Below are 13,331 nucleotides of genomic sequence, written 5' to 3'. Positions count from 1 at the left end.
CCTCCGGCGCCGCCCGAGCCTGTCGCCGAAACGCCGCCGGCCGCGGCCGAGCCCGCCAAGCCGTCGCCGGCTTCGGTGGAGATGAAGCCCGCCCCCGCGCCAGCCGAAGACAAGGGCGACGCGCGGATCGACGACGTGATCGAGAGCCTCTCACAGGCCCTCAGCGCGGCCATTCAACAGCCCAAGGAACCGGCCAAGGACGACGAGAACGGCAGCTCGTTCGAACGCTGGACCGTGCGGCCGCGCCGTACGAACCAGCAGACCTGATCTTTCGAGATCAGGGTCCCGTCGTCGCTCGAGAGGGGCCGGCAGCGCATGATGCGCTGACGGCCCCTCTCGCGTTCACCGAATCACGACCTGCGTGCCGCCATAGGCCTGCGTCAGAGCGTAGAGCGCCGCAGCGTTGCCCGGCGCGAGGCGGATGCAACCGTGGCTCGCCTGACGACCGAGATGCCCGACGGCATAGGTACCGTGGATCGCGTAGCCGCCCCGGAAGAACATCGAGTAAGGCATCGGTGAGTTGTGGTACTTCCTCGAGTAGTGCATCCGCGCCATGTGACCGACGCGGTAATTGCCGCTCGGCGTGACGAAGCCCCTGCGCGCCGTGGATACGGCCCAGTCGTGTGCCAGAACGCCGTTGACGTAGACCCTCATGCGCTGGCTCGACTTGCTGATCTGGGCGACAACGCCGGCCTCGGCGGGCGCTGCGGTGACGAAGACGAGCGCGCACAGCGAGAGGGCGGCCAGAATGGCCCTGTTCAAAAAGCGCGAGAAGGTCACGGGATAACTCCGCGTTAAGCAGTCGCCGCCCTCGAAGCTCTTGTAACGACGAGAAAATCTTCGCCGCAGCGAGAAACTCGGCCGCACAAGTACTCGTGCCACCAGCACGTGTGGCGGAAAAGAGGCGCCGCCACATTCTCGACAACTTTCTTGCAAGCAGAGCGCAGTCGAACTACCGACATGCCGTTGAGCAGTAACGGCAAACCCGCTAGCGTCGGCGTAGGGCCCATCAGAGGCCGATTAGGTCTAGTGTTAACGGCGAGGAAACATGGCCCAGTCGATGACGCATGCCCCGGGCGCTGCCGCTCCCGCCGGGCACCACACCCCGTGGTATAGGGTCCTCTATATCCAGGTGCTGATCGCCATCGCGCTGGGCGTATTGCTCGGCTGGCTCCACCCCGAATGGGGCAAGTCGGTGAAGTGGATGGGCGATGCCTTCATCGCTCTCATCAAGATGATGATCGCGCCGATCATCTTCTGTACCATCGTCCACGGCATCGCCTCGATCGGTGACCTCAAGAAGGTCGGCCGCGTCGGCCTGAAGGCGCTGATCTACTTCGAGGTCGTGTCGAGCGTCGCGCTGCTGATCGGCATCCTCGTCGGTGAGATCGTCCGGCCCGGCGCCGGCTTCGGCGCCGACATCAGCAAGCTCGATGCGAAGGCCGTCGAGGGCTACGCCAGCAAGGCCGCCGCCGACTCGACCATCGCCCACCTTCTCGGCATCATCCCCAAGAGCTTCTTCGAGGCGCTCGCCGGCGGCGATCTGCTGCAGGTGCTTCTGGTCTCGATCCTCACCGGCGTCGTCCTCACCGGGATGGGCGCCAAGGGCGAGAGCATCACCCACGGCATCGACGCGGCGGGGCAGGTGTTCTTCCGCATCATCGGCATCATCGTGAAGCTCGCGCCGATCGGCGCCTTCGGCGCGATGGCCTTCACGGTCGGCCAGTACGGCATCGGCAAGGTCATCGATCTCGCCTGGCTGGTGGGCACCTTCTACACCACGTCGCTGCTGTTCATCTTCGTCGTGCTGGGCGGGATCGCGGCCTTCTCCGGCTTCTCGATCTTCAAGTTCCTCGCCTTCATCAAGGACGAGCTGCTGATCGTGCTCGGCACCTCCTCCTCCGAGACGGTGCTGCCGCACATGATGACCAAGATGAAGCGCCTCGGCGCCTCGGATTCGGTCGTCGGGCTCGTCATCCCGACGGGCTATTCGTTCAATCTCGACGGCACCAACATCTACATGACGCTCACCACGCTGTTCCTGGCGCAAGCCGTGGGTGCGGACCTGACCTTCGGCCAGTATGCGACGATCTTCCTCGTCGCGATGCTGACCTCGAAGGGTGCCTCGGGCGTCACCGGCGCGGGCTTCATCACCCTGGCCGCGACGCTCGCTGCAATCCCCGGCAATCCGGTGCCGGTCGCGGCGATGACCCTGGTGCTCGGCGTCGACAAGTTCATGTCGGAGTGCCGCGCGCTGACAAACCTCATCGGCAACGGCGTCGCCACGGTGGTGGTGTCGCGCTGGGAGGGCGAACTCGACCGCGAAAAGCTGCGTCAGGTGATGGCGCACCCGATCGCCATCGGCACCGACATCTCGGACCACTCGCCGGATGCCCCCTCGCAGGTCGGCACCGACGGGCCGCGGATCGTCGCCGCCCAGTAGCCACGCCGCCATGGAGCGGGTGCGCATCGGCATCGATTTCGGCGGCACAAAGATCGCCGGGATCGTGCTGGCGGCGGATGGGCGGACGCTTGCCGCGCGCCGCATCCCGACGCCGCGCGGCGACTATGCCGGGTCGCTCGGCGCCATCGCCGGCCTGGTGGCCAGCCTCGAAACCGAGGCGGGGATCGCCGGCGGCAGTGTCGGCATCGGCATGCCCGGCGCGGTCTCGCCGGCCACGGGTCTCATCAAGAACGCCAACTCGACCTGGCTGATCGGCACGCCATTCGAGGCCGACCTGACGCAAGCGCTTGGTCGGCCGGTGCGGATCGAGAACGACGCGAACTGCCTCGCCGTTTCCGAAGCCAATGACGGGGCCGGCGCCGGCGCGCATCTCGTCTGGGCCGCGATCCTTGGGACCGGCATCGGCTCGGGCATCGCCATCGACGGGCGTCCGCTCTCCGGCCGAGGGAGGGTCAGCGGTGAATGGGGCCACAACCCCCTGCCCTGGCCCCGCGACGACGAGCGTCCCGGTCCCGCCTGCTATTGCGGCCGCCACGGCTGCATCGAGACTTGGCTTTCCGGTCCGGCGCTGGCCGCCGACCACAGGCGCCGCACGGCGCAAGCCCTGACCGGGGAGGCGATCGTCGCGGCGATGCGCACCGGTGATCCCGATGCGAAAGGCACCTTCGCGGTCCTGCTCGACCGGATGGGCCGGGGCATCGCCCATGTCGTGAACATCCTCGATCCGGACGTGATCGTGCTTGGCGGCGGCCTCTCGACGGTGCCGGAGCTCGTCGCCGGCCTGCCCGCGGCGATCGGTCCGCACGTCTTCTCCGACGTGTTCGACACGCCGGTCCGGGCGAGCCTGCACGGCGACGCCTCGGGCGTGCGCGGTGCGGCCTGGCTCTGGGACGCGCCCATCTGAGGGCTGCATGGGAGCGTTCCATGTGCGCTCCCTACACAGGGAGGCCGGCCGCTTGTATGGGGGAGCCCGATCCCGCCCCTTAGCCTTCTCGCGTTCGAGGTATCGATGACGACGCTCACCAGCCTGGATTCCGACGCGCTGCGCAGCCTGCACGACACGACGCGCGCCGAGTACGAGGCCTTCAAGGCGCGCGGGCTCAAGCTCGACATGACCCGCGGAAAACCCTCGCCCGAGCAGCTCGACCTCTCGAACCCGATGCTGACCCTGCCCGGCAACGGCGACTTCTTCGCCGAGGGCAACGTCGACGCCCGCAATTACGGCGGCCTGCAGGGCCTGCCCGAGACCCGCGCGCTGTTCTCGCAGATGGTGCAGGCGCCGGCCGAGCAGATCGTCGTCGGCGACAATTCGAGCCTCGCGCTCATGCACGGCACCATCGCCTCGGCCATGCTGAAGGGCGTGCCGGGCTCGACGGCGCCCTGGGGCCAGGGTGCTCCGACCTTCCTCTGCCCCGTCCCCGGCTACGACCGCCACTTCGCGATCTGCGAAGAGTTCGGCATTCGCATGATCCCGGTGCCGATGACCGGCCACGGACCTGACATGGACGCGGTCGAGCGCCTTGTCGCCGATCCGGCCGTGAAGGGCATCTGGTGCGTGCCGAAATACTCGAACCCGTCGGGCGAGACCTATTCGGAGGAGACCTCGCGCCGTCTCGCCGCGATGGAGACCGCCGCGCCGGACTTCCGGATCATGTGGGACAACGCCTATTCGGTCCATCACCTCACCCAGGACCACCACACCGTCCCCGATATCCTGGCGCTCTGCACTGATGCCGGAAACCCGGACCGGGCCTTCATCTTCGCCTCGACCTCGAAGGTGACGCTCGCCGGCGCGGGCCTCGCCTTCTTCGCGAGCTCGCCCGAGAACGTGCGCTGGTACCTGGAGCGCGCCGCCTTCCGCACGATCGGCCCGGACAAGCTCAACCAGCTCCGCCACGTCCGCTTCCTCAAGGACAATGCCGGACTCGAGAAGCACATGGCGGCGCAGGCCGCGATCATCGCGCCGAAATTCGAGGCGTTGCTCGAGACTCTCGAGGCGAAACTCGGTGGCACGGGCGCCGCCGAATGGCTGCGCCCGGAAGGCGGCTACTTCGTCACCGTCGACGCCGTCGAGGGTACGGCCAAGCGGATCGTGACGCTCGCCAAGGATGCCGGCATCGCCCTGACGCCGGCCGGCGCGACCTCGCCTTATGGTCGCGATCCGCACGACCGGACGTTGCGCCTCGCGCCGACCTTCCCATCCCTGTCGGACGTGCGCGCCGCCTCGGAGGGCATCGCGCTCTGCATCCTGCTCGCGGCAATCGAGAAGCGGGCGGGCGATGCGCCCGGCGCGAGCCGCTAAATCCGAGGCGGACCAAGCCGGCTCGGCACGCTCCCGGCAACCGAGCCTCGCTTGCATCGCCTGCGGCGCACCTTAAACGGGTATCATCGGGGCGGCACGGACGGGTCTTCGCATGCGCAGCTTTCGGCCTGCGGCGACGTCCTCGTGCGGCGCGGTCCTCGTGCTGCTGTGCGTGCAGGCCTCACCGGCCGCGGCACAATGCGACCGGTCCGCGTTCCGGATCGTCCTGGACGTCGGCCACAGCCCCGAATCGCCCGGCGCCACGAGTGCCCGCGGCGTCGACGAGTACCGCTTCAATCTGAGCCTCGCCGGGGTGATCGAGACGCACCTCGTCCGGCAGGGCTACGCCGAGACAACGCGGATGCTGTCCGACGGTGGTAGGGCGGGGCTTGGAATGCGGGCGGCCAAGGCGAACGCGCTCGCGCCCAGCCTCTTTCTCTCGGTGCACCACGATTCCGTGCAGAAGGCCTATTTGAAGACCTGGATGGTCGAGGGTACCGAGCGAAAGTTCAGTGACCGCTTCAAGGGGTGGTCGCTGTTCGTGTCGCAGGCCAACGGACGTTTCCGCGAGAGCGCTGCTTTCGCGCAGATGCTCGCGGACCGGCTGCTCGCCGCCGGCCTGCCCTTCACCCGCCATCACGCGGAAAAGCTCCGTGGCGAGAGCCGTCCCTTTCTGGACGCCGAGCGCGGAATCTACCGCTTCGACGAGCTCGCCGTGCTGAAGGCGACGGAAGCGCCAGCCGTGTTGATGGAAGCCGGCCTCATCATCAACCGCGACGAAGAGCTGTTGCTTTCAGCTCCAGAGCGCCAGGACCGGATCGCTGCGGCCATCACCGCTGCCGTCGATGACTTCTGTTCGGCGCAGGCCGGACCGTAATGACGGCTCAGAGACCGGACCAGAAAGCGCTTGCCAACGGTTCGCGTCGAACATAAAGATATCTTTATGTCTAACACGGGCCAGGATACGATTGCGTCGATCCCGTTCGCGGAAGCGGTCGGCATGCTGCGCGCCGTCGCCGAAGAGACGCGGCTGCGGATCCTTGCCCTGCTCGCCGACGGCGAATTGTCGGTCACCGACCTCACCGATATCCTGGGCCAGTCCCAGCCGCGCATCTCGCGCCATCTGAAGCTTCTCGTCGAGGCCGGGCTGGTCGAGCGCCATCGCGAGGGCGCCTGGGCGTTCTTCCGGTTGCGCGAGGGCCGTGCCGGCCTGATCGACCCGATGATCGCCGGACTCGATCGCAAGAATGCTCCACTTTCCGAGGACCGGGCTCGGCTGGAGGCCGTCCGCGAACAGCGCGCCGAGTCGGCGCAGGCCTTCTTCGCGCGGCTCGCTCCAAAATGGGACCGTCTGCGCTCGCTCCACGTGCCCGAGGCGACGGTGGAGGCCGCTGTGCGCGATGCGCTCGGTGATCGCCCGATCCGCAGCCTCGTCGATCTCGGCACCGGGACCGGCCGCATGCTCGGGCTGCTCGCGCCGCTGGCGACGCGCGCGACCGGGCTGGATTCCAGTCATGCGATGCTCTCGGTGGCGCGGGCCAACCTGGAGCAGGCGGGTCTCGCCAAGGTCGACCTGCGCCAGGGCGACATCCATGCGCCGCCGTTCGGCCGCGGCGGGTTCGATCTCGTCGTCGTGCATCAGGTGCTGCACTACCTCGACGATCCGGCGCGCGCGCTCCGCGAAGCCGTGCGGCTCGTGGCACCGGGCGGGCGCCTGCTCGTGGTCGATTTCGCGCCGCACGGCCTCGAACATCTGCGCGAGGCTCAAGCCCACCGCCGCCTCGGCTTCGCGGCCGACCAAGTCACCAACTGGCTCGTCGAGTCCGGCCTCGACCGTGTCGAGCACCGCGACATCGCGCCGACCGACGGCACAGAGCACCCGCTGACCGTGACCCTCTGGCTCGCCGAGGACACGGCCGTCACCGCACTCAATTCCGAACGCGCCGTCGCCTGAAAGGGCGAGCCTGCGCTATCCTTCCCGCCTCGTCTGAACCAGAGACATAGAGGACGATACGATGCCCGACGCCAACTCCCACCGCGCCAGCCGCGACGGCTTCCGCCCGATCCGCGTCTCGATCGAGTTCTTCCCGCCGAAGACCGACGAGATGGAAAAGATTCTGTGGTCGTCGATCGAGCGGCTCGCGCCGCTGCAGCCGAAATTCGTCTCGGTCACCTACGGTGCCGGCGGCTCGACGCGCGAGCGCACGCACAACACCGTCGCGCGCATGGTCAAGGAGACCAGCCTCAAGCCGGCCGCGCACCTCACCTGCGTCAACGCCACCAAGGAAGAGATCGACGAGGTCGTGCAGTCCTATTGGGATGCCGGCGTCCGCCACATCGTGGCGCTCCGCGGCGATCCGGCCGACGGCGTCGGCGCGACCTACAAGCCGCATCCGGGCGGATACGCCCAATCCTGCGATCTCGTCGCCGGCATCAAGAAGATCGGCGACTTCAAGGTCGCGGTCTCGGCCTATCCCGAGATGCACCCAGAGGCCGCCTCGATGGACGCGGACATCGACGCGCTGAAGGCGAAGGTCGATGCCGGCGCCGACCAGGCCATCACCCAGTTCTTCTTCGAGAACGACATCTACCTGCGCTACCTCGACAAGGTCCGTGCGGCCGGGATCACGATTCCGATCATCCCGGGCATCCTGCCGGTGCAGAACTTCAAGCAGGCCGCGAATTTCGCCCGCCGCACCGGCGCGTCGGTGCCCTACTGGCTCGCCGCCCGCTTCGAAGGCCTCGAGAACGATCCCGATACCCGCCGCCTCGTCGCGGCCGCCGTCGCGGCCGAGCAGGTCGTCGACCTCGTCGACCAGGGCATCAACGACTTCCACTTCTACTCGATGAACCGCTCCGACCTCGTCTATGCGATCTGCCATATCCTGGGCCTGCGCTCGCAGGGGACCAAGGTGGCGGAGCGGAAGGCGGCGGCTTAAGTCGCGCTGAATTTCCTTCCTGACCCTTCGAGGCCGCCGCTTCCTGCCGGCGCCTCAGGGTGAGGTGGTTTGATGGGACTTGGCGTCCCCGAGGATACGCAATGACAGAACTCCGCCCCGTCGACGGCACCGAGATCGAAGCCGCGCTCCGTCAGCGCGCCAGCGAAAAAATCCTCGTGCTCGACGGCGCGATGGGCACGGTGATCCAGCGGCTCGGCTACGGCGAGGCGGACTTTCGCGGTTCGCGGTTCATGGATCACTCCCATGATCAGAAGGGCAACAACGACCTTCTGATCCTGACGCAGCCCGATGCGATCCGGCAGATCCATCTCGACTACTTCCTCGCCGGCGCCGACGTCTGCGAGACCAACACCTTTTCCGGCACGACGATCGCCCAGGCCGATTACGGCATGGAATCGATCATCCACGAGTTGAACAGCGAGGGCGCGCGGCTGGCCCGCGAGGCGGCCAAGCTCGCCGAGGAGCAGGATGGCCGCCGCCGCTTCGTCGCCGGTGCCATCGGCCCGACCAACCGCACGCTCTCGATCTCGCCGGACGTGAACAACCCCGGCTACCGCGCCGTGACCTTCGATCAGGTCAAGGAGGCCTATGCCGAGCAGGTCCGCGGCCTGATGGATGGCGGCGCCGAGCTGATCCTGATCGAGACGATCTTCGACACGCTCAACGCCAAGGCCGCCATCGCCGCCACCTGGCAGGTCTTCGACGAGCGCGGCGTCAAGCTGCCGATCCAGATCTCCGGCACCATCACCGACCTCTCCGGCCGCACCCTCTCGGGCCAGACGCCCGAGGCGTTCTGGAACGCGCTGCGCCACTGCGCGCCGATGACTTTCGGCCTCAACTGCGCGCTCGGCGCCAAGGAGATGCGCGGCCATATCAGCGAGCTCTCGCGCATCTGCGACACGCTGGTCTGCGCCTATCCGAATGCCGGCTTGCCGAACGAGTTCGGGCTCTACGACGAGAGCCCCGAGGCGATGGGCAAGCTCGTCGGCGAATTCGCGGCGTCCGGCATCGTCAACATGGTCGGCGGCTGCTGCGGCACGACGCCGGACCACATCCGCGCCATCGCGGAGGCCGTCGCCGACAAGAAGCCACGCGCCATTCCGGACGTGCCGCGCCTGATGCGCCTGTCGGGCCTGGAGCCCTTCACGCTCGCGAAGGAGATCCCCTTCGTGAACGTCGGCGAGCGCACGAACGTCACCGGCTCGGCCAAGTTCCGCAAGCTCATCAAGAACGGCGATTTTTCTGCCGCCCTCGACGTCGCCCGCGATCAGGTCGCGGCCGGCGCGCAGATCATCGACATCAACATGGACGAGGGCCTACTCGACTCGCAGAAAGCGATGGTCGAGTTCCTCAACCTCGTCGCCGCCGAGCCCGACATCGCCCGCGTGCCGGTGATGGTCGATTCCTCGAAGTTCGAGGTGATCGAAGCCGGCCTGAAGTGCATCCAGGGCAAGCCGATCGTGAACTCGATCTCCATGAAGGAGGGCGAGGAGAAGTTCATCGAAGCCGCCAAGATCTGCCGGTCCTATGGCGCGGCCATCGTGGTCATGGCCTTCGACGAGGAGGGCCAGGCCGACACGCTGGAGCGCAAGGTCGAGATCTGCACCCGCGCCTACAAGATCCTGACCGAGGAGATCGGCTTCCCGCCGGAAGACATCATCTTCGATCCGAACGTGTTTGCGGTCGCCACCGGCATCGAGGAGCACAACGGCTACGGCGTCGCCTTCATCGAGGCGACCCGGATCATCCGCGAGACCCTGCCCCACACCCACATCTCGGGCGGCATCTCGAACCTCAGCTTCGCCTTCCGCGGCAACGAGCCGGTGCGCGAGGCGATGCACGCGGTGTTCCTGTACCACGCCATCCAGGTCGGCATGGACATGGGCATCGTCAACGCCGGCCAGCTCGCGGTCTACGACGAGTTGCCGCCCGAGCTGCGCGAGCTCTGCGAGGACGTCGTCCTCAACCGGCGCGACGATTCCACCGAGCGGCTTCTCGACGCCGCGGAGCGCTTCAAGAGCGGCGGCGAGGCCAAGGCCAAGACCACCGATCTGCGCTGGCGCGAGGCCCCGGTCGAGAAGCGGATCGAACACGCGCTCGTCAACGGCATCACCGAATACATCCTCGCCGACACGGAAGAGGCCCGCCAGGGCGTCGAGCGCCCGCTCCACGTCATCGAGGGCCCGCTGATGGCCGGCATGAACGTGGTCGGCGACCTGTTCGGCTCCGGAAAGATGTTCCTGCCGCAGGTGGTGAAGTCGGCCCGCGTGATGAAGCAGGCGGTCGCCTATCTCGAGCCGTACATGGAGGCCGAAAAGCTCGCCAACGGCGGCGACGGCAAGCGGCGCGCCGCCGGCAAGGTGCTGATGGCCACCGTGAAGGGCGACGTCCACGACATCGGCAAGAACATTGTCGGCGTCGTGCTCGCCTGCAACAACTACGAGATCATCGATCTCGGCGTGATGGTGCCGGCCGCCAAGATCCTCGACATCGCTAAGAAGGAGGAGGTCGACATCATCGGCCTCTCCGGCCTGATCACGCCATCCCTCGACGAGATGGTCCACGTCGCCGCCGAGATGGAGCGCGAGGGTTTTTCCGTTCCTCTGCTGATCGGCGGGGCGACGACGAGCCGCGTGCATACAGCCGTGAAGATCGACCCGGCCTACAATCGCGGCCAGACGATCTACGTCACCGATGCCAGCCGTGCGGTCGGCGTCGTGTCGAGCCTGATCTCGAAGGAGACCCGCGGCGGCGTCATCGAGAAGATCCAGGCGGAGTACCGCAAGGTCGCCGAGGCCCATGCCCGCTCGGAGATGGACAAGACCCGGCTGCCGCTGGCCAAGGCCCGCGCCAACCCCTTCAAGATCGACTGGTCCGGCTACGCGCCGAAGAAGCCCTCGTTCACCGACGCCCGCGTGTTCGGCTCCTACGAGGTCGCCGATCTCGTGCCGTATATCGACTGGACGCCGTTCCTGCAGACCTACGAGTTCAAGGGTCGCTACCCCGCGATCTTCGAGGATCCCGAGCAGGGGCCGGCGGCCAAGGCGCTGTTCGACGACGCGCAGGAGATGCTGAAGCAGATCGTCGCGGAGCGCTGGTTCAACCCGAAGGGCATCATCGGTTTCTGGCCCGCCAACAGCGTCGGCGACGACATCCAGCTCTATACCGGCGAGAGCCGGACCGACGTGCTCGCGACCTTCCACGGCCTGCGCCAGCAGCTCTCGAAGCGCGACGGGCGGGCGAACACCTGCATCTCCGACTTCGTCGCGCCGAAGGACAGCGGGATCGGCGACTATGTCGGCGGGTTCGTCGTGACGGCGGGCTTGGAAGAGGTGAGAATCGCCGAGCGCTTCGAGCGGGCGAACGACGATTACCGCTCGATCCTGGTCAAGGCGCTCGCCGACCGCATCGCCGAGGCCTTTGCCGAACGCATGCACGAGCGGGTCCGGCGCGAGTTCTGGGGCTACGCGCCCGACGAAACCATCGCGACCGAGGAACTCGTCCACGAGAAGTACGACGGCATCCGCCCGGCCGCCGGCTATCCGGCTCAGCCCGATCACACCGAGAAGGTCACGCTGTTCGACCTGCTCAAGGCCGAGCGCCGCATCGGCGTGAAGCTGACCGAGTCCTACGCGATGTGGCCGGGCTCCTCGGTCTCGGGTCTCTACATCGCCCACCCGCAGTCGCACTATTTCGGCGTCGCGAAGGTCGAACGCGACCAGGTCGAGGATTACGCCGGGCGCAAGGGCATGGACATCCGGGAGACCGAGCGCTGGCTCGGGCCGATCCTGAACTACGACCCGAAGAGCTACCTCGTCGCGGCGGAGTAGCCGGGGCGTCTGCCGGACCGACCACCGTCATCGCGAGCGCAGCGAAGCGATGACGGAAGGGGCACCCAGGCCCATCCAGCTTCGAACTTATATAAAGACATCTTTATGTCTTGATTGATTCCTATCCCGGCGCCTGCTAGGGACGCCGTCGAACACCGACACAGCAAGAGGACACACACATGGCTGCCGCCAACGACTACATCGTCAAGGACATCGCGCTCGCCGAGTACGGCCGCAAAGAGATCTCGATCGCCGAGACCGAGATGCCGGGCCTGATGGCCACCCGCGAGGAATACGGCGCGTCGCAGCCGCTCAAGGGCGCGAAGATCGCCGGCTCGCTGCACATGACGATCCAGACCGCGGTGCTGATCGAGACGCTCAAGGCTCTCGGCGCCGACATCCGCTGGGTCTCGTGCAACATCTATTCGACCCAGGACCACGCCGCCGCCGCGATCGCCGCCGCCGGCATCCCCGTCTTCGCCATCAAGGGCGAGACGCTCGAGGATTACTGGAACTACACCGCCCGCCTGTTCGACTGGCATGACGGCTCCATGCCGAACATGATTTTGGACGACGGCGGCGATGCGACGATGTTCGTCCATCTCGGCCTCCGCGCCGAGAACGGCGACACGGCATTCCTCGACAAGCCCGAGTCCGAGGAGGAAGAAATCTTCTTCGCGCTTCTCAAGAAGAAGCTGCAGGAGAAGCCGAAGGGCTGGTTCGCCGGCCTCGCCGACTCCATCAAGGGCGTCTCGGAAGAGACCACCACCGGCGTTCACCGCCTCTACAACCTCGCCAAGGAGGGCAAGCTGCTCTTCCCGGCGATCAACGTGAACGACGCCGTCACCAAGTCCAAGTTCGACAACCTCTACGGCTGTCGCGAGTCCCTGGTCGACGGCATCCGCCGCGGCACCGACGTGATGATGGCCGGCAAGGTCGCCATGGTTGCGGGCTTCGGCGACGTCGGCAAGGGCTCGGCTTCCTCGCTGCGCCACGCCGGCTGCCGCGTGCTGGTCTCGGAGGTCGATCCGATCTGCGCGCTTCAGGCCGCGATGGAAGGCTACGAGGTCGTGACGATGGAAGACGCGGCACCCCGCGCCGACATCTTCGTCACCGCTACCGGCAACAAGGACATCATCACGATCGAGCACATGCGGGCCATGAAGGACCGCGCGATCGTGTGCAACATCGGCCACTTCGACAACGAGATCCAGGTCGCCGGCCTGAAGAACCTCCGCTGGTCGAACATCAAGCCGCAGGTCGACGAGATCACCTTCGCCGACGGCCATCGCATCATCCTGTTGTCGGAAGGCCGCCTGGTGAACCTCGGCAATGCCACCGGCCATCCGTCCTTCGTGATGTCTGCATCCTTCACCAATCAGACGCTCGCCCAGATCGAACTCTGGACGAACCCCGGCAAGTACGAGAAGCAGGTCTACACACTGCCGAAGGCCCTCGACGAGAAGGTGGCCATGCTTCATCTCGAGAAGATCGGCGTAAAGTTGTCGAAGCTTCGGCCCGATCAGGCGGCCTATATCGGCGTCAGCGAGAACGGCCCGTTCAAGCCCGATCACTACCGCTACTGAGCTTTCGCCTCCGGCGCAGCGACGCCGGAGACTTCATCGAGACTGAAAAGCCCGGCCTTGCGCCGGGCTTTTCCTGTTTCGTTCTCAGTCCAAAAACGATCCACCGGCTTGAGCTGAAGTCAAGACCGGTTTTTCGAACTGTGGCTTTTCTGCGCTCGATCGCGGTGGCGTGCATTTCACCCCGATTTC

General features: G+C 66.6%; 9 protein-coding genes and 1 pseudogene. 9 read left to right on the top strand and 1 reads right to left on the bottom strand.

The features are described from left to right. Positions 1-267, top strand: a pseudogene (locus FV217_RS11135) (hypothetical protein); the annotation flags it as partial. Between the two features lie 75 nt (positions 268-342). On the opposite strand, the gene FV217_RS11130 reads toward FV217_RS11135, so the two are convergent. Beyond that, on the bottom strand, positions 343-780 hold the full coding sequence (locus FV217_RS11130) for a L,D-transpeptidase (protein WP_238232623.1): 438 nt from the start codon (positions 778-780) through the stop codon (positions 343-345). A gap of 268 nt (positions 781-1,048) precedes the next feature. Here FV217_RS11130 and FV217_RS11125 point away from each other — a divergent pair, with 268 nt between their 5' ends. The 8 genes from FV217_RS11125 (at position 1,049) to ahcY (ending at position 13,142) form a co-directional block, all read left to right on the top strand. Then, positions 1,049-2,443 carry a dicarboxylate/amino acid:cation symporter gene (locus FV217_RS11125; RefSeq protein ID WP_147817249.1) on the top strand — a complete coding sequence of 465 codons (1,395 nt, stop codon included), beginning with the start codon at positions 1,049-1,051 and terminating at the stop codon, positions 2,441-2,443. Positions 2,444-2,453: 10 nt separating this feature from the next. Beyond that, positions 2,454-3,368, top strand: a complete 915-nt coding sequence (locus FV217_RS11120) for an ROK family protein (RefSeq protein WP_238232640.1) — start codon at positions 2,454-2,456, stop codon at positions 3,366-3,368. Between the two features lie 105 nt (positions 3,369-3,473). Next, positions 3,474-4,766, top strand: a complete 1,293-nt coding sequence (locus FV217_RS11115; RefSeq protein WP_147817247.1) for an aminotransferase — start codon at positions 3,474-3,476, stop codon at positions 4,764-4,766. A 112-nt stretch (positions 4,767-4,878) separates the two neighbouring features. Then, complete coding sequence (locus FV217_RS11110) at positions 4,879-5,643, top strand: N-acetylmuramoyl-L-alanine amidase (RefSeq protein ID WP_147817246.1); 765 nt, start codon at positions 4,879-4,881, stop codon at positions 5,641-5,643. A 66-nt stretch (positions 5,644-5,709) separates the two neighbouring features. Next, a complete protein-coding gene (locus FV217_RS11105) occupies positions 5,710-6,720 on the top strand; it encodes a metalloregulator ArsR/SmtB family transcription factor (RefSeq protein ID WP_147817245.1) in 1,011 nt (336 codons plus the stop codon). A 61-nt stretch (positions 6,721-6,781) separates the two neighbouring features. Further along, entirely contained in the window at positions 6,782-7,705 is a 924-nt protein-coding gene (metF, locus tag FV217_RS11100; protein ID WP_147817244.1) for a methylenetetrahydrofolate reductase [NAD(P)H], read from the top strand. A 101-nt stretch (positions 7,706-7,806) separates the two neighbouring features. Beyond that, entirely contained in the window at positions 7,807-11,556 is a 3,750-nt protein-coding gene (gene metH, locus FV217_RS11095; RefSeq protein ID WP_147817243.1) for a methionine synthase, read from the top strand. A 179-nt stretch (positions 11,557-11,735) separates the two neighbouring features. Continuing rightward, positions 11,736-13,142, top strand: coding sequence for an adenosylhomocysteinase (gene ahcY / locus FV217_RS11090; protein ID WP_147817242.1), 1,407 nt, complete (start codon positions 11,736-11,738; stop codon positions 13,140-13,142). The last annotated feature ends 189 nt before the right edge of the window (positions 13,143-13,331 follow it).

This window comes from Methylobacterium sp. WL9 (assembly GCF_008040035.1).
GTDB lineage: Bacteria > Pseudomonadota > Alphaproteobacteria > Rhizobiales > Beijerinckiaceae > Methylobacterium > Methylobacterium thuringiense.
The sequence above is the reverse complement of the archived record's forward strand: the minus strand, read 5'-3'. Positions and strand labels throughout refer to the sequence as shown.